Source organism: Phenylobacterium sp. (assembly GCF_030646615.1).
Lineage (GTDB): Bacteria > Pseudomonadota > Alphaproteobacteria > Caulobacterales > Caulobacteraceae > Phenylobacterium.
Genome location: NZ_JAUSLG010000053.1, coordinates 37,194 through 53,505, shown reverse-complemented (window position 1 = coordinate 53,505; position 16,312 = coordinate 37,194). Strand labels below are relative to the sequence as shown.

The following is a 16,312-nucleotide window of genomic DNA, read 5'->3' as shown; positions in this document are numbered from 1 at the left end:
GGGGGCCATGCCGGCGGCGCTGATGGCGACGAACTCGCCCTTCGACCGGGGGCTGGCGGCGTGGATCATCCGCGCGACCATCTCCTTGCCCGATCCGGCCGGCCCGGCGATCAGCACCCGGCTGTTGGCCGGGGCGACCTTGGCGATCATCTGGCGCAGGTGCTGGGCGGGCATGGACTTGCCGATCAGGCCCTCGGGCATGACGGCCTGGGTCCGCAGCCGGCGGTTTTCGCGGCGCAGATTGGCCGCCTCCAGAGCGCGCTCGACCACCAGCAGCAGCCGGTCGGACTTGAACGGCTTTTCCAGGAAGTCGTAGGCGCCGCGCTTGATGGCGCTGACGGCGGTCTCGATATTGCCGTGGCCCGAGATCATCACCACCGGAAGGTCAGGATCGAGGGACTTGATCAGGTCGAGCAGCTCCAGCCCGTCCATGCCGCCGCCCTGCATCCAGATATCCAGGATCAGCAGGGACGGCCGGCGGGCCCGCACCGCCGCAAGGGCGGACTCCGAGTCCGAGGCCGTCCGCACCTCATAGCCCTCATCGTCGAGGATTCCGGCCACCAGGTCGCGGATGTCGGCCTCGTCGTCCACCACAAGAACGTCAGCCGCCATGGGACTCTCCTTCGAGCATCATTTCGGAGGCCGGGGGCGCGCCGGTCGGGCGGCCTCCGGCCGGAATTTGCAGAATGGCCCGGGCGCCGCGGCCCCGCGTCGCATCGGCCAGGACCAGCTCGCCGCCGTGATCCTCGAGGATGCGCTTGACGATGGCCAGGCCCAGGCCCGTACCCTTCTCGCGCGTTGTCACATAGGGCTCGGTCAACCGGTCGCGGTCCTTTTCCGGCAGGCCCACCCCATTGTCCTCCACCTCGATGGTGACGAGGTCGTCGGCCAGGCCCATGCGCACACGGATGCGTCCCGCTGGCTTGGGCGTCGCCTCCAGGCGGGCGTGCACGGCCTCGGCGGCGTTCTTCAGGATGTTGGTCAGGGCCTGGGCCAGCATGCGGCCATCGGCCATGGCCGAGGCGTCCGGTAGAGGCTCCTTCAGCTCGATCTCGATGTCCGGATTGGCCACCCGCTGGGAAAACACCTGGGCGCGCACCAGTTCGGCCAGGTCCTGGGGCGAAAACCGCGGCGCCGGCATGCGGGCGAAGGCGGAGAACTCATCGACCATCCGGCCGATATCGCCCACCTGGCGGACAATGGTGTCGGTGCAACGGTCAAAGGTCTCCAGGTCGGCGACCGGCACGTTCTTGCGGAACTTGCGCCGGATTCGCTCGGCCGACAGCTGGATCGGCGTCAGCGGGTTCTTGATCTCATGGGCGATGCGGCGGGCGACGTCCTTCCAGGCGGCGTTGCGCTGGGCGGCCACCAGACGGGTGATGTCGTCGAAGGTCAGGACCAGGCCGCTGTCGCCCCGGCTGGCGCGGACCCGCAGGCGGTGATTTTCCCGGTCCCGCTGGATATCCACCTCGACCTCGGCCTCGCCGGAGACAGCCGCCTGGGCCGCCACCGGGCCGAGTTCAGGCACGAGATCGGCCAGGGTCTGCCCCGCACCGATCTCTTCGGGCAGTTCCAGCAGATGGGCGGCCTGGCGGTTCACCGCCGAGATGCGCCCGCCCTCGTCCAGGCCGATGACCCCGGCGCTCACCTCGGACAGCACCGTTTCGATGAACTCACGGCGGCGTTCGGCCTCGTCGCCGGCCCGCTTCAGGGCCTCCTGCTGCACCTGAAGGTCATGGGTCATGCTATTGAAAGCACGAGACAAGACGGCGATCTCTTCAGGGTCATTGTCCGCATCTACGCGGGCGTCGAGATCGCCGCTGGCCACGCGGCCGGCGGCCTGGACCAGCCGCGCGACAGGACCAGAGATGGCGTTGGCCGCCGACATGCCGAGCCACACCGCGCCCACCAGGACCAGGAGCGCGGTCTCCACATAGCTCAGCGCAAAGACCGTCTGGATGCGCGCCCGACTCTGGGCCGCCTCACGGTAGGAGATCAGCGAGCCTTCGGCCTCGATGAGGTGGTTGATGATCCCCGACTCCACGGGACGGGTCACGTAGAGGTAGGCGTCTGGATAGGAGTTCAGCCGGTAGAGGGCTCGCATCAGGTCAGCGGAGTCGAAGGCCGGGACCGAGATGTCGCCCTCGTCCGCCGCCTGGAAGCTCGATTCGGGCGGCACCATGTAGGCCGGCGCGTCGGGCGCCTCGGTCCTCGCCAGGACCCGACCTTCACGGTCGATCAGATAGGCGGCGGGAAAGCCGTGATAGGCCGATTGCAGGGCCAGGAAGTGGCTGAAGGTCACCGGCGTGGCGCCCAGGGCCGGCGCCGCGCGGTTCAGGTCCACCGACATCAGCGACACATGCTCGCCGATATAGCGCTTCTGATCCTCCACATAGGAGCGCGCCACGGTGGCGGAGTTCTCCACCACCGTCTGAACCCGCTCGCTGAACCAGTTGTCGACGCCCCGATTGACCAGGACCCCATAGAACAGGGCCACCACCACGGCCGGCGCGACGGCGGCCAGGGCGAACAGGGTGACGAACCGCAGATGCAGGCGCGCGCCCGCATCCACCGAGCGGGCGTCCAGCAGGGCCAGCAGGCGAAAACCGACCAGGGCGGCCAGAACCAGGATCAGCACCAGGTTCAGGCTCAGGACGGTCAGGATGGTCGTCGACGCCGGCCGCAAAGGCCCCGCTTCCGGGGGCGAAGCGGCCAGCAGAATGGCGACCGCCGTCAGGATCGCCGCCAGGATATAGCCGCCGCCCAGCACATAGCGGGACTGCAGCGCCCGCCAGAGTCTGGCGGGCGCATTGGACGCTCCCGATGTCAGAGTCGACGACGCCATGCGAGATGAGCCTAGGCGCAACTGTGTCTATAACTCAACACTCATGTTGCCAGATTACGCCAGGTTGTTGGCAGCCGAGGGTTCGCCGTCGATCAACGCCGTCCGCGGGTCAGATCCACACCCAGATCCTGGATCTTCTTGCGCAGGGTGTTGCGGTTGAGGCCGAGGATCTCGGCCGCCCGCACCTGATTGCCCCGGGTGGCCGCCAGGGTGAGCTGAATCAGCGGCCGCTCGACCTCCTCCAGCACCCGATCATAGAGGCCGGCCGGCGGCACGCCCTCAGGCTGCTCGGCGAAATAACCTCCAAGGTGGCGCTCAACGAGCTGGGCCAGGGTCAGCGGCCCCTCCTGCCCAGGCTGACTGGGCTGCTGATCCACCAGCTCCTTTTCCACGATGCGCGCCGTGATCAGCTCTTCGGCGTAGAGGGCGCAGATCCGGCGGATCAGGTTCTCCAGCTCGCGGACATTGCCCGGCCAGGCATGGAGCTTCAGCCGCTCCAGGGCGGCCTGGTCGATGGTCTTGGACGGCAGGCCCTCGCGATTGGCCCGCAGCAGGAAGGAACGCGCGAGGTCGGGGATATCCTCTGTCCGGTCGCGCAGGGGCGGCAGGCGGATCGGCGCCACGTTCAGGCGGAAATAGAGATCCTCCCGGAACAGGCCCTGCTGGATCAGGCCGCGCAGGTCGCGATTGGTGGCGGCGATGAGGCGGGCGTTGGGCCGCCGGCCGGTCTTGGGGTTCAGGGCCGGCTCGGAGCCGTCGATCACCCGCAGAAGGCGGGTCTGGGCGTCCAGGGGCATGTCCCCGATCTCATCCAGGAACAGGGTCCCGCCGTCGGCCTCCACCAGCTTGCCGCTGTCGCTCTCGGTGTCGGCGCGGCCAAACAGCTCGGTCTCGACCCGCTCGCGCGGGGTGGCCGCGAGGTTGATGACGACGAACTTGCCGTCCTTGCGACGACCCATGTCATGCAGGGCGCGGGCCACCAGCTCCTTGCCGGTCCCGGACTCGCCGAGGATCAGCACCGTCAGGTCGGCGCCGACCAGACGGGCGATGGTGCGATAGACCTCCTGCATCGGGGTAGAGCGGCCGATCAGCGGCAGGCGCTCGTCGCGCATGGCCCGGGCCTGGGCGCGGGAGGCTTCGGCGTCGGCCGGACGCGACAGGGCCCGGCGCGCCACGGCTGTCATGTCGTCCAGGTCGAAGGGCTTGGGCACATAGTCGAAGGCGCCGATCTCGGCGGCGTTGACGGCGGTCAACAGGGTGTTCTGCGCGCTCATCACGATGACCGGCAGCTTGGGGCGCTCCTTGCGGATGCGCGGCAGCACGTCGAACACGTTCTCGTCGGGCATCATCACGTCGGTGATGACCAGGTCGCCCTCGCCTTCGGACACCCACTTCAGCAGGGTCGAGGCGTTGCCGGTGGCGCGAACCTGATAGCCCAGGCGGGTGAAGGACTGGGACAGGACAAGTCGGATGGAGGAATCGTCATCCGCAATGAGGATCTTCTTACCTGCGGCGCTCATGCCGAGACGTCCTTTTCGGTCACAATGGGAAGCAACACGCGGAAAACTGTCCGCCCAGGTTCAGACTCGAAATCGATCAGGCCGCCATGGCCGGCCACCAGCTTGGAGACGAGCGCCAGGCCAAGACCCGCACCGTTGGGCTTGGTGGTGATGAAGGGCTGGAAGAGGCTCTCGCGCAGGTGCGGGGGCACGCCGGGGCCATTGTCCTGGATCCGCACTTCCAGAGGCGTGCCGCGCAGCTGGCGGTCCTTGGCCGAGCGCACCCGGACTCCGTGGCGGTAGGCGGTTGTGATCAGCACCTCGCCGCGCCCGTCGCCGCGGGCGTGGGCGGCCTCTGAGGCGTTCTTGACCAGGTTCAGGAAGACCTGGATCAGCTGATCCTCATCCCCCGGGGTCGAGGGCAGCGAGGGATCGTACTGCTCCCGCAGCAAAAGGCCGTCGGCCACGCCGTTCACCGCCAGGGCGCGGACGCGGTCGAGCACCTCATGGATATTGACCGGATTGCGGGCTGGCGGGGCGTCGTCGGCGAACACCTCCATCCGGTCCACCAGGCGCTTCACCCGATCGGTCTCATCGACGATCAGTTGAGCCAGGGGCACGTCCTCGGCCTTGGCGCCGGCCTTCAGCAGCTGGGCGGCGCCGCGGATGCCCGCCAGGGGGTTCTTGATCTCGTGGGCCAGCATGCGGCCCAGGCCCATGATCGAGCGCAGGCCCGCCACATCGCCAGCGAATTCCGAGAAGACCCCGCCCTTGACCTGCAGGGTCAGCAGGACCGAGCCATCCCCCAGCGGGGCGGCCGCGCCATCGGCCTCGAAGGGGGGAAGACCGAAGAGGTTCATGCCGATGCCCCGCTCGCGCACCGCACCGCCCTCCTCGAGGGCGCGATTGAGCAGCTCGACCAGGGGAGAGCCCGGCGGCAGGGCCGCCCGAAAACGGCCTCGAGCCAGGAGGCCCAGGCCCTGGCCAAAGAGGGCTTCTGCGGCCTCATTGACCGCAATGAGCGCGCCGTCACGGTCGATGACCATGGCCGGTTCGGGGCTCAGGTCGAAGGCGGCGGATTTGAGCGCCGAAAGCTCTGCGCCGCTGGATGTCGTCTTGGTCCGGCTCGTCATGCGGCCAACCTCGCCTCAGGGCCGCGCCAGAGCGCAGCCAGTTCAGATTTCACCTCTGACGGATCCTCCAGTCGGCAGAGCCGCGAACGGGCGGCCCGCCTGGCCTCGGCCTGCGTGGGCCAAGGCGCGTTATCGATGTAGGCGGCCAGGTGCTTGCGGAAGATCCTCAAGCCCAGGCGAGCGCCATAGAAGTCCAGGGCGTCCTCGAAATGGGCGAGGACGATCGCAAGTCTTGTGGCCGCATCCGGACCTTCGAAGGGCTGGCCCGCCAGGGCCGCCTCGATCTCGGCGGCGATCCAGGGCCGGCCATAGACGCCGCGGCCCACCATGACGCCGTCGGCGCCCGAGAGCGCCAGGGCCTGGCGGGCGGTGTCGCCATCGACGATGTCGCCATTGACGATAACCGGCACGTCCACGGCGGCCTTGACCCTGGCCACGGCGGCCCAGTCCGCCGCGCCCTTGTAGAACTGGCTGCGGGTGCGGCCATGGACGGTGACCGCCCGGGCCCCGACGCCGACGCATCGCACGGCGAGTTCCGGCGCATTGAGGTTGGCGGCGTCCCAGCCCAGGCGCATCTTCACGGTGACGGGCACGGCCACCGCCTGCGCCACCGCATCAACGATGGATTCGGCCAGGTCGGGCTCGCGCATCAGGGCCGAGCCGCAGGCGACGCCGGTCACTTCGCGGGCCGGGCAGCCGAAATTGAGGTCGATGATCTCGGCGCCGGCCTTGGCCGCCAGGCGGGCGCCCTGGGCCATGGTGGCCGGATCTCGGCCAACCAGCTGAACCACCATCAGGGGCAGGCCCTCGCCGACGGCGGCGCGGCGGACCACGTCTGGCCGCCCACGGGCGAACTCGTCCGAAGCGACCATTTCCGTGGCCACATAGGGTGCGCCCAGACGGCTGGCCGCGCGACGAAATGGAAGATCGGACACGCCGGTCATGGGGGCGATCCAGACGCGCCCAGCAACCTCTATTTCCCCGACCTTGAGCTTGTTGCTCATTTTATGATCACCCTTACCGCTGCCTTTTTAGGCAATTTGTGCGGCGCCGTAAAGCCTGGACAACAGGACTTGGCGCCCTAAACACGCCGCATGAGCTTTTCGGCCATTGTCGTCGCCGCGGGAAGCGGGACCCGCGCGGGCGCAGGGACGCCCAAGGCCTGGCGCCCGCTGGGCGGCCGGGCCATCGCCCGCTGGTCGGTGGAAGCGCTTTTGGCCGCCGGCGCCGACCAGATCGCCGTGGCCGTCGCCCCAGACATGATGCAGACCGCAGGGACGGCGCTGGACGGGCTGCCCCGCATCACCCTGGTCGAGGGGGGCGCCACCCGGTCGGGCTCGGTCCGGGCTGCGATCGCGGCCTTGTCGCCGCCGCGGGCGGACCAGCCTGTCCTCATCCACGACGCGGCCCGCCCCTTCCTCACCCGGGACCATGTGTCGCAGGCGCTCGACGCCCTCGGCGGATCCGATGGGGCGGTCCTCGCCCTCCCCCTCGCCGACACCCTCAAGCGGCAGGCCGGCCCCGTCCTCGAAACCCCCTCCCGCGAAGGGCTTTGGCGCGCCCAGACTCCCCAGGTCTTCGCCCTGGATCGGCTCACGGCCGCCTATGGCGCCTGGTCCAGCGACCAGGAGCCCACGGACGACGCCCAGGTGGTGACCGCCGCCGGCGGTTTGGTGACGATCTGTCCCGGCGACCCGCTGCTGTTCAAGCTGACCTATCCGGAGGACTTCGCCATGGCTGAACGACTCGCCGCCGGCGCCCGGCTGGTCCGCACCGGCCAGGGGTTCGACGCCCACCGCTGGGGACCCGGCGACGCAGTCTGGCTCTGTGGCGTGCGCATCGACCACGACCAGACCCTGGTCGGCCATTCCGACGCCGACGCCGGCCTCCACGCCCTGACCGACGCCCTGCTGGGCGCCATCGGGGCCGGCGATATCGGCGAACACTTTCCCCCCAGCGATCCCCAGTGGCGAGGCGCTTCTTCCGATCAGTTCCTGGCTCACGCCGCCCAACTGGTGCGGAGCCGCGGCGGCGAGATCGTCAATGTGGACGTCACCCTGATCTGCGAACGGCCTAAGATCCGGCCGCACCGGGACGCCATGCGCGCCCGCCTGGCGGAGATCCTCGGTCTCCCGGAAGACCGGATCAGCGTCAAGGCGACGACGACCGAGGGCATGGGCTTCACCGGCCGCCAGGAAGGCCTAGCCGCCCAGGCCCTGGCGACGGTCGAGACCCCGCGATAGCTCGACCTCAGGGCAGCCAGGTCCAGATCTCCTTCATCCGCGCATACATCGCCCCAGGCAGGTTGGTGTAGGCGTCGGTCCAGGGGGCGGCCAGGGTCGGGTCGATAGGGTCCCAGCGGACATCGTTCTCATAGGCGGCCAGAGCGGCCTCGGTGCGGGCGACGATCACCACATCCTCGGCCGACTCCCAGAGCGGCGGGCTGTCATAGGCCGCCGCGTGACGCTGCAGGAGGCCCACCCCGCCGGCCGCCTCGACCACCGCCATGGCCGGCGAGATCAGGTCCAGATTGCGATTGGACAGGTGCATGATCAGCACGCCATCGGGCTTCAGCCGCGCCAGATACATCCGCACGGCCTCCACGGTCAGCAGGTGGGCGGGCACCGCGTCCGACGAGAAGGCGTCCAGCAACAGCAGGTCGAACCGGCCCTCCGGCTGGTCCTGCAGGGTCAGGCGGGCGTCGCCGATCACATAGTCGATCGGCCCTTTGGCGCATTCGGTGGTGTAGCTGAAATAGGCGGGGTCGTTGGCGATGGCGACCATCATCGGATCGATCTCGAAGAAGGTCATCTGGTCCTCCGCCCGCACATAGGCCGCCACGGTTCCGGTCCCCAGGCCGACCGCGCCGATGGTCAGGCTGGCCTTCTCGGCGCGCTTGGCGGCGAAGACCTGACCGATGGGCGTCTCCGGCGCGTAATAGACGATGGGACGGCAGCGATGGCCTGGCGACGTGGCCTGGGCGCCGTGCAGGGTGGTGCCGTGGGCCAGCATCCTGACCTCGCCCCCCAGGGCCGCGACCGGCATGACCGATTGGCGCGCCACGCCGAAGAAGCTGCGCCATTGCTGGCGCACATCGACCCGATCGCCCACCATCTGGGCGGAGATCAGCAGCATGATGATGGCCGCCAGGAAGAGCACCGTGCTCCGCCGGATGAGGAAGGCCGAGACCACGACGATCCCGAGCAGAATGCGGACTACAGACTCGCTGCCCGCATAGAGGCCGGCCAGCACCGGGGCGGCGATCAGCGCGACCACGGCGATGGCGAAGAGGCCCCACCGCCAGGACTTGTCTGTCGCCATCTCCCAGGGCCGCGCCAGGACGCCCAGGGCCAGGGCCAGGGGATATTCCCAGACATTGGTGAAGATCAGCGGGGCCAGGAAGGCGTTGAACCCGCCCCCCAGGACGCCGCCGATGGAGAGGCAGAGATAGAATTCCGTTAACCGCGCCGGCGGCGGGCGTCGCGCCACCAGGGCCTGATGGCAGACCAGGGCGGTGAAAAAGAAGGCCGCCAGATGGATGGCCAGCAGGAGCACGAGATTGGTGGTGTGAAAGGGCAGGATGACGGCGCAGGCCGCCAGGGCCGCGGCATGGAGCACGAGGCCGATATCCCGGGAGATGAGCGGCCGGTCCTGAAAGGCGATCACGAAGGTCAGCAGGTAGAGGGCGAGCGGCACGACCCAGATAAAGGGCGCCGAGGCCACATCGGTGGTGATGTGGGTGGTGACCCCCAGCATCAGGCTCGAGGGGATGGCCGCCAGGCCGATCCAGATCAGTCGGGTTCGCCATATTCGACCAGACGCCGTCATCTGGCCTTCAGCCAGAGCCGCCGGAGCCGGCGCGAATTGGGTCGGGGCGCGGGCGACCATCAGGCCCAGGGCCGCCATCAGGACCGCGAAACCGCCATAGCCCAGGCTCCAGACCAGGCTCTGGGCCTGGATGGCCAGGGTCGGCTCCACGGCGATGGGATAGGCCAGCAGGGCGATCAGGCTGCCCAGATTGCTGGCTGCATAGAGGACATAGGGGCCCCGCCCCTCACCCTCGCGATAGATGCGGGCATGCCAGGCCTGGGCCAGGGGCGCCGTGGCCGACAGCACCGCAAAGGGCGCGCCGACCATCAGCGCAAGGGCGCCCAACAGCCAGAGCGCCGGATGATCCGAGGTCGGCGGCCCCAGCACCTCATGGATCCGCAGGGGCAGGACCAGGGCGGCCAGCAGCAGCGCGCCCCCATGGATCAACAGCTGACGGCGGACAGAGCCCACCTTCTGCAACAGATGGGCATAGGCGTAGCCGAGCAGCAGGGCGCTCTGGAAGAAGGCCATGCTGGTGTTCCAGACCGCCGGCGTGCCCCCCATGAGCGGCAGGAGCAGCTTGGCCGCCATGGGTTGGACCATGAAGACCAGGGACGCGCTGGCGAAGACGGTGACGCCGAACAGGGCCGGCGCAACAGTGCGGACGCCCTGGGGATGAGGCGCAGAGAGGGTCATCGCGCCGATTCGGCTTGTAACGTCATGGTCGCCGATGGTGTGGTCTGAGCCGCCCGGCGCCTAGCGCCTTACCGAACTGCGTCGGAGAGCCCATGTTTTCCTTGGAAATCGAGACCTTGGCCCGCCTGCTCATCGACGAGGCGCGACAGAAGTCCCTGCGAATCGTCACCGCCGAGAGCTGCACCGGCGGCCTGGTCAGCGCCGCGATCTGCGCCATTCCTGGCGCCTCGGACGTCCTGGACCGGGGCTTCGTCACCTATTCCAACCGGGCCAAGCAGGAAATGCTGGGCGTCCCCGGCGACCTCATCGCCGATCTGGGCGCGGTCTCCGAGCCTGTGGCGCGGATGATGGCCGAGGGCGCGCTGGAGAATTCCAACGCCCACCTAGCAGTGGCCATCACCGGCATCGCCGGGCCGGACGGCGGCACGCGGATGAAGCCGGTGGGCACGGTGCACATCGCCACGGCGCGGACCAATCATGGCCTCACCCACCGGGTTGAGCTGTTCGAGTTCGAAACCCGCTTCGAGATACAGCAGGCCGCGGCCCAGGCCGCCCTGGAAATGCTGCGCGAACGCCTGACCTGAGGCTCAGGCCGCCGGATCGTCCAAGGCGGCCGGCGGGCCATACAGCACCTCGGCGCGGGCCTCGAAACAGCCGATCAGCTTGTCCACCGCCTGATGGAAGTTGGCGCTCAGCAGGGCCGCCAACAGCCGGGACTTGAACTCGAAGTCGATCTCGAACTCGATCTTCGTCCCCGCCGGATCGTCGTGGAACCGCCACCGGTTCTCCAGGCGCTTGAACGGGCCGGAGATCAGGCCGACCTGGATGGTGCGGTTCGTGGCGTCCCGGCGCACGCGGGTGGAAAACCGTTCCTTCAGGAACGAGAAGCCGACGGCGACCTCGGCGTCGAGCAGGTCAACGCCCGCCCCGGCCGGGCGCTGGTTCCAGGTCCGCATGCCAGTGACCCACGGCACGAACTCCGGATAGCGCTCCACATCGCCGACCAGGGCGAACAGCTGGTCTGGCCCATAGGGCAGGACTTTGGTGACCCGGTGACGCAAGAGAGGTCTAGGCTCGGACCGCGGCCTGGGCGGCCTGACGCGCCTCTTGCGCATGACGGGCGGCCTGCAGCTTGGCGAAGTCCTCGCCCGCATGGTGCGACGAGCGGGTGAGCGGGCTGGCCGAGACCATCAGGAAGCCCTTGGCGCGGGCGATCTCCTCATAGCCGGCGAACTCTTCGGGGGTCACGTAGCGGTCGATGGCCGCGTGCTTGCGGGTCGGCTGCAGGTACTGGCCAATGGTCAGGAAGTCGACGCCGGCCGAACGCATGTCGTCCATGACCTGCATGACCTCTTCCTTGCTCTCGCCGAGGCCGACCATCAGGCCAGACTTGGTGAACTGGGCCGGATCGCGTTCCTTGACGCGCTCCAGCAGCCGCAGGGAGTTGTAGTAGCGGGCGCCGGGACGGATCGAGAGATAGAGCCGGGGCACGGTTTCGAGGTTGTGGTTGAAGACGTCCGGGCGGGCGTCGATGATCGCCTCCACTGCGCTCAGCGGCTTGCGCAGGAAGTCCGGCGTCAGGATCTCGACCGTCGCGCCCGGGGCTGCGGCGCGGATCGCCCGCACCACCTCGGCGAAATGCCAGGCGCCGCCATCGGCCAGGTCATCCCGGTCCACCGAGGTGATGACGACGTGCTTCAGGCCCATCTTGGCGACGGCGTCGCCCACGCGCTCAGGCTCGGTGGGATCGAGTGCGCCGGGCTTGCCGGTGGTCACATTGCAGAAGGCGCAGGCGCGGGTGCAGATCTCGCCCATGATCATCATGGTGGCGTGGCTCTGGGACCAGCACTCGCCGATATTGGGGCAGGCGGCTTCCTCGCAGACGGTGACCAGGCCATGGGCCTTCACCACCTCGCGGGTGGCGGCGTAGCCCGCCGAGCCCGGGGCGCGCACCCGCAGCCATTCCGGCTTGCGCAACAGCGGCGTGTCGGGGCGGGCCTGCTTTTCGGGATGGCGCGGGCGGGGCCGGGCCAGATGGTCGATGACGACGGTCATAGGGCTTAGATCGTCCTTCAGCGGCCCAGGATCAAGCCGTGATTGCGCGCACTTGCGTCGCAGGGGGCGCATGGGCTGAAACTGCGCCATGCAGCGCGCCCTCCTCCTCATCGCCGCCCTGGTTCTGGTGGCCTGCGATCCGGGACAGGGCCGCGAAGCCTTCACCGACAGCCGACCGCCCCCCAGCCTGGCGCCGCGCTTCCTGGCGCCGGAAGGCTGGGCCTGGGGCGTGGTCCAGGCGCAGGGCCAGCCCCAGCTGCGCTATGGGGTGTCCTCGCCGGCGGGGATCGGGATTCGCGCCCATGTGCTGATCGTCCCGGCCTATGGCGAATCGGCGGAGGTCTGGTTCGAGACCGCCCGGCAGCTGAACGCCCGAGGCTATGGGGTTTGGGTGCTGGAGCGGGCCGGCCAGGGCGGCTCCGGCCGCTATCTGAGCCCCCATGACCTGGGGCACACTGAGGGCTTCGAGACCGGCGCAGAGGCGGTGCGCAGCCTTATCATCGAAGTCATCCGCCCCGCCGACGAGGCGCCGCTGATCCTGCTGGGCGCAGGCGATGCGGCGCTCACCGCGGTGATGGCGGCCCAGGCCGGCGCACCGGCGGCGGCCCTGGTCCTCAGCGCGCCGGACTTCCGGTCCCAGCCGCCGCCCCGGCGATGGGAATCGCTGGCCAGCCGCCTGGGCCTGACGCGCCTGCCAGCGCCAGGCTGGAGCGCCTGGAGCCGCGAGGCCCCGGACGACTACGCTACCGGCCTCGCCTCAGACCCGTGGAGGGGCAAGGTGCGCCACGCCTGGCAGACGGCCAATCCCGACCTGCGCCTGACGGGCGCGAGCCTCGGCTGGGCGCCCGCCCAGTCCCAGGCTCTGAGCCAGATCCAGGCCGGGCCGCCCTTGGGCATGCCGCTGGTGGTCCTCGGTCCTGCTACCGGGGCGGACGCGGCGCAAACCTTCTGCGCGGCCCAGACCGCCTGCCAGTACGCCGCCACCACAGATCCGGGGCGGGCGTTGCATCTCGGTGCGGAGACCTACCGAACCCTATGGTTTCAGACGATAATGGACCTCATCTCCCAGATGTCGGCGCGGGCCCGCGCCGTGGCGCCCTCGCCGCCCGCCTGAAGCCGTAAACGGCTCGCGCCCGTACCCTGACCTAGCTTTCCAAGCCCGCCGGGCGCCTCTACCGTTGCGGGCACAACAAGGGCGCTGACACGTATCAGCGCCGTACTGTCGGAGGATTTTCGCCCTTGACCCGTGATTTCGATCCGCGCGACGCCCAGGTCTCGATCTTCGACGCCCTCATCGAGGCCCGCGCCCGCTTCGGCGCCAAGACGCCGATCCTGGAGGACCAGGAGCGCAACCCCCTCACCTATACCGACCTGATCCGCGCCGCCTTCGCCCTGGGCCGCAAGATCGCCGGCTTCACCGCCAAGGGCGAGCGGGTCGGCGTGATGTTGCCGTCGAGCGCCGGTGGTGTTGTGACCTTTTTCGCGCTGCACGCCATCGGCCGCACGCCGACCATGCTCAACTTCACCGCCGGGATCCGCAACCTGAAGGCGGCCTGCGAGTTGGCTGGGGTCAAGACCGTCCTGACCTCCCACCGCTTCATCGAGCAGGGCAAGCTGCACGACCTGATCGACGCCCTCGAGCCGATCGCCCGCGTCGTCTATCTCGAAGATGTGCGGGAAAAGGTGGGCGCCGCCGACAAGCTGTTCGCCGCCGCCGGCGGCTTCTTGCCCAAGCAACTCAGCGCCTCGAGCAAGCCCTCCGATCCGGGCGTGATCCTGTTCACCTCCGGCAGTTTCGGCGCGCCGCGGGGCGTGGTGCTGACCCAGGCCAATCTTGTGGCCAATGCGCGCCAGATCGCCGCCCATATCGACCTCGATCCGGCCTGGGTGATGTTCAATCCCCTGCCGATCTTCCACTGTTTCGGCCTCACCGGCGGGGTGCTGCTGCCGATCCTGAACGGTATGAAGGCCTTCCAATATCCCTCGCCCCTGCACACCAAGCAGATCCCGCCGCTCATCCGCGACTCCGGCGCCGCGATCCTTCTGGCGACGGACACCTTCGTGAATCAGTACGCTCGGGCCGCCGAGCCCGGCGAGTTGTCGGGCCTGAAGTTCGTGGTCTGCGGCGCCGAGAAGGTGCGCGACGAAACCCATAACCTGATCGCCGAACGCTTCGGCCCGATCCCGCTGCTGGAAGGTTATGGGGCGACAGAGGCCTCGCCGGTCATCGCGGTGAACAAGCCGACGGACAATCGCCGGGGCACGGTGGGCGGCGTCCTCCCAGGCGTCGAGACTCGGCTGGAGCCGGTGAAGGGCATCCCGGGCGGCGGCCAGCTGTTCGTCCGCGGCCCCAACATCATGGCCGGCTATCTGGCCGCCGACGGGTCGATCGAGGCGCCCGTGGACGGCTGGCACGACACCGGCGACGTGGTGAGCATCACCGACGACAACTGGATCAAGATCCTCGGCCGGGTGAAGCGGTTCGCCAAGGTCGGCGGGGAAATGGTCTCTCTGACCGCCGCCGAAGACCTCGCCGTCAGCGTCTGGCCCGAGTGCCGGCACGCGGTGATCGCCATGCCCGATGCGCGCAAGGGCGAGCGGCTGATTCTGCTGACCGACAAGCGCGACGCCTCCCCCGATCCGCTGATCGCCCACGCCAAGGCCATCGGGGCGTCGGAGCTGACCGTGCCGCGCAAGATCATCCGCATCCAGGAAATCCCGGTCCTGGGCACCGGCAAGACCGACTATGTGGCCATCCAGCGCATGGCCGAGGCCGAACTGCGCCGCACGGGCTAAGCTAAACGCTCAGTCTTGAGCGCGCCTTGATCCGATAACCGGTTCCCACTCATTGGAACGCGCTCAGAGGTGCAGAACCTTGCCATAGGCGTCGAGGGCGGATTCGTGCATCGCCTCGCTCAGCGTCGGGTGGGCGAAGACCGTGGCCTGCAGCTCGGCCTCTGTAGCCTCCAGGGTCATGGCCAGGGCGAACCCCTGGATCATCTCGGTGACCTCCGAGCCGATCATGTGCGCGCCCACCAGGGCGCCGGTCTGGTCATCGAACAGGGTCTTTACGAAGCCCTCGGTCTCGCCGGCCGCGATGGCCTTGCCATTCACCTTGAACGGGAAGCGGCCGACCTTGACCTTGCGACCGGCCGCCTTGGCGGCCGCTTCGGTCAGGCCGATGGAGGCGATCTGCGGATTTGAATAGGTGCAGCCGGGGATCGGGGCATTGAGGTTATTGGCCGGCTCGCCGGCGATGTGCTCGACGCAGTGAACCCCCTCATGGCTCGCCTTGTGGGCCAGCCATGGCGGGCCGGCCACGTCGCCGATGGCGTAGAGGCCCGGCACGCCGGTGGCGCCGTGCTTGTCGGTGACGATGTGGGTCTTCTCGACCTTCACCCCGAGGGCTTCGAGCCCCAGATCCTCGACATTGCCGACAATGCCGACGGCAACGATGGCGCGCTCGGCCTCCAGAGTCTCGGCCTTGCCGCCGGTCTCGATGTCGACGGCGACGCCGGTCTTGGACTTGGAGAGCCTCTTGACGGTCGCGCCGATGCGGAACTTCAGCCCCCGCCGCTCAAAAGCCTTGCGCGCAGCGGTGGAGACCTCTTCGTCCTCCACCGGCAGGATGCGCGGCAGGGCCTCGACCACCATCACCTCTGCGCCCAGGGCGCGGTAGAAGCTGGCGAATTCGATGCCGATGGCGCCCGAGCCGATGACGATCAGCGACTTGGGCGCAGCCTTCGGAACCATGGCCTCACGATAGGACCAGACCCGGTCGCCGTCCGGCTCCAGGCCGATCTGCGGCAGGGTCCGGGCGCGGGCGCCGGTGGCCAGGATCACATGCTTGGCCTGCAGGGTGCGGTTCCCGCCCTTCTTCTGGGCGATGATGACCTTAGGCGCGGGCGAGCCCTTCTCCAGGCGCGCGGTCCCCTCGATGACCTCGATCTTGTGCTTGCGCATCAGGAAGCCGACGCCGGAATTCAGCTGTCCGGCCACCTTGCGCGAGCGCTCGATGACCTTGGCGAAGTCAAACCGCGGCTTGTCGGCGGCCAGGCCATAATCGGCCAGGTGATGCAGCTGCTCATAGACCTCGCCGGACTTCAGCAGGGCCTTGGTGGGAATGCAGCCCCAGTTCAGGCAGACGCCGCCCAGGGCCTCGCGCTCGACGATGGCGGTCTTCAGGCCCAGCTGGCTGGCGCGGATGGCGGCCACATAGCCGCCAGGGCCCGCGCCGATGATGATGAGGTCAAAGTCCATGATATCGCGCCCCT

Annotated in this window: 13 protein-coding genes; 4 read left to right on the top strand and 9 right to left on the bottom strand. The window is 68.8% G+C overall.

Annotated elements, in window-relative coordinates:
- The 5 genes from Q7S93_RS09435 to dusB all read right to left on the bottom strand — a co-directional run.
- On the bottom strand, positions 1-612 hold a 612-nt coding region (locus Q7S93_RS09435), incomplete at its 3' end, for a sigma-54-dependent transcriptional regulator (RefSeq protein WP_304713632.1).
- Complete coding sequence (locus Q7S93_RS09430) at positions 602-2,845, bottom strand: sensor histidine kinase NtrY-like (protein WP_304713631.1); 2,244 nt, start codon at positions 2,843-2,845, stop codon at positions 602-604. The genes Q7S93_RS09430 and Q7S93_RS09435, both read right to left, overlap by 11 nt.
- 92 nt (positions 2,846-2,937) lie before the next feature.
- Entirely contained in the window at positions 2,938-4,365 is a 1,428-nt protein-coding gene (locus tag Q7S93_RS09425; protein WP_304713630.1) for a sigma 54-interacting transcriptional regulator, read from the bottom strand.
- Entirely contained in the window at positions 4,362-5,477 is a 1,116-nt protein-coding gene (locus tag Q7S93_RS09420; protein ID WP_304713629.1) for a two-component system sensor histidine kinase NtrB, read from the bottom strand. Before Q7S93_RS09420 ends, Q7S93_RS09425 begins: the two co-directional genes overlap by 4 nt.
- The gene (gene dusB / locus Q7S93_RS09415) at positions 5,474-6,481 is read right to left on the bottom strand and encodes a tRNA dihydrouridine synthase DusB (RefSeq protein ID WP_304713628.1); all 1,008 of its coding nucleotides are present in this window, start codon (positions 6,479-6,481) and stop codon (positions 5,474-5,476) included. Before dusB ends, Q7S93_RS09420 begins: the two co-directional genes overlap by 4 nt.
- 90 nt (positions 6,482-6,571) lie before the next feature.
- On the opposite strand from dusB, the gene Q7S93_RS09410 reads away from it, so the two are divergent.
- Positions 6,572-7,720: a bifunctional 2-C-methyl-D-erythritol 4-phosphate cytidylyltransferase/2-C-methyl-D-erythritol 2,4-cyclodiphosphate synthase gene (locus Q7S93_RS09410; protein ID WP_304713627.1), complete on the top strand. Its 1,149-nt coding sequence runs from the start codon at positions 6,572-6,574 to the stop codon at positions 7,718-7,720.
- A 7-nt stretch (positions 7,721-7,727) separates the two neighbouring features.
- Here the strand turns inward: Q7S93_RS09410 and Q7S93_RS09405 are convergent, their stop codons facing one another.
- Positions 7,728-9,983: a spermidine synthase gene (locus Q7S93_RS09405; RefSeq protein ID WP_304713626.1), complete on the bottom strand. Its 2,256-nt coding sequence runs from the start codon at positions 9,981-9,983 to the stop codon at positions 7,728-7,730.
- A gap of 92 nt (positions 9,984-10,075) precedes the next feature.
- Here Q7S93_RS09405 and Q7S93_RS09400 point away from each other — a divergent pair, with 92 nt between their 5' ends.
- Entirely contained in the window at positions 10,076-10,567 is a 492-nt protein-coding gene (locus Q7S93_RS09400; protein WP_304713625.1) for a CinA family protein, read from the top strand.
- Positions 10,568-10,570: 3 nt separating this feature from the next.
- Here Q7S93_RS09400 and Q7S93_RS09395 read toward each other — a convergent pair whose 3' ends face one another.
- Positions 10,571-11,044, bottom strand: a complete 474-nt coding sequence (locus Q7S93_RS09395; RefSeq protein WP_370652111.1) for a type II toxin-antitoxin system RatA family toxin — start codon at positions 11,042-11,044, stop codon at positions 10,571-10,573.
- A 7-nt stretch (positions 11,045-11,051) separates the two neighbouring features.
- Positions 11,052-12,038 carry a lipoyl synthase gene (gene lipA, locus Q7S93_RS09390; RefSeq protein WP_304713623.1) on the bottom strand — a complete coding sequence of 329 codons (987 nt, stop codon included), beginning with the start codon at positions 12,036-12,038 and terminating at the stop codon, positions 11,052-11,054.
- An 88-nt stretch (positions 12,039-12,126) separates the two neighbouring features.
- Here lipA and Q7S93_RS09385 point away from each other — a divergent pair, with 88 nt between their 5' ends.
- Together Q7S93_RS09385 and Q7S93_RS09380 are read left to right on the top strand one after the other, a co-directional pair.
- Positions 12,127-13,152 carry an alpha/beta hydrolase gene (locus tag Q7S93_RS09385; RefSeq protein ID WP_304713622.1) on the top strand — a complete coding sequence of 342 codons (1,026 nt, stop codon included), beginning with the start codon at positions 12,127-12,129 and terminating at the stop codon, positions 13,150-13,152.
- 125 nt (positions 13,153-13,277) lie between these two features.
- The gene (locus Q7S93_RS09380) at positions 13,278-14,834 is read left to right on the top strand and encodes an AMP-binding protein (RefSeq protein WP_304713621.1); all 1,557 of its coding nucleotides are present in this window, start codon (positions 13,278-13,280) and stop codon (positions 14,832-14,834) included.
- 63 nt (positions 14,835-14,897) lie between these two features.
- Here the strand turns inward: Q7S93_RS09380 and lpdA are convergent, their stop codons facing one another.
- Positions 14,898-16,298, bottom strand: coding sequence for a dihydrolipoyl dehydrogenase (gene lpdA / locus Q7S93_RS09375; protein WP_304713620.1), 1,401 nt, complete (start codon positions 16,296-16,298; stop codon positions 14,898-14,900).
- Positions 16,299-16,312 lie beyond the last annotated feature (14 nt).

Coding starts and splice junctions, on each gene's coding strand:
- Q7S93_RS09430 (WP_304713631.1), bottom strand. CDS start 2,845: ATGGCGTCGTCGACTCTGACATCGGGAGCGTCCAATGCGCCCGCCAGA.
- Q7S93_RS09425 (WP_304713630.1), bottom strand. CDS start 4,365: ATGAGCGCCGCAGGTAAGAAGATCCTCATTGCGGATGACGATTCCTCC.
- Q7S93_RS09420 (WP_304713629.1), bottom strand. CDS start 5,477: ATGACGAGCCGGACCAAGACGACATCCAGCGGCGCAGAGCTTTCGGCG.
- dusB (WP_304713628.1), bottom strand. CDS start 6,481: ATGAGCAACAAGCTCAAGGTCGGGGAAATAGAGGTTGCTGGGCGCGTC.
- Q7S93_RS09410 (WP_304713627.1), top strand. CDS start 6,572: ATGAGCTTTTCGGCCATTGTCGTCGCCGCGGGAAGCGGGACCCGCGCG.
- Q7S93_RS09405 (WP_304713626.1), bottom strand. CDS start 9,983: ATGACCCTCTCTGCGCCTCATCCCCAGGGCGTCCGCACTGTTGCGCCG.
- Q7S93_RS09400 (WP_304713625.1), top strand. CDS start 10,076: ATGTTTTCCTTGGAAATCGAGACCTTGGCCCGCCTGCTCATCGACGAG.
- lipA (WP_304713623.1), bottom strand. CDS start 12,038: ATGACCGTCGTCATCGACCATCTGGCCCGGCCCCGCCCGCGCCATCCC.
- Q7S93_RS09385 (WP_304713622.1), top strand. CDS start 12,127: ATGCAGCGCGCCCTCCTCCTCATCGCCGCCCTGGTTCTGGTGGCCTGC.
- lpdA (WP_304713620.1), bottom strand. CDS start 16,298: ATGGACTTTGACCTCATCATCATCGGCGCGGGCCCTGGCGGCTATGTG.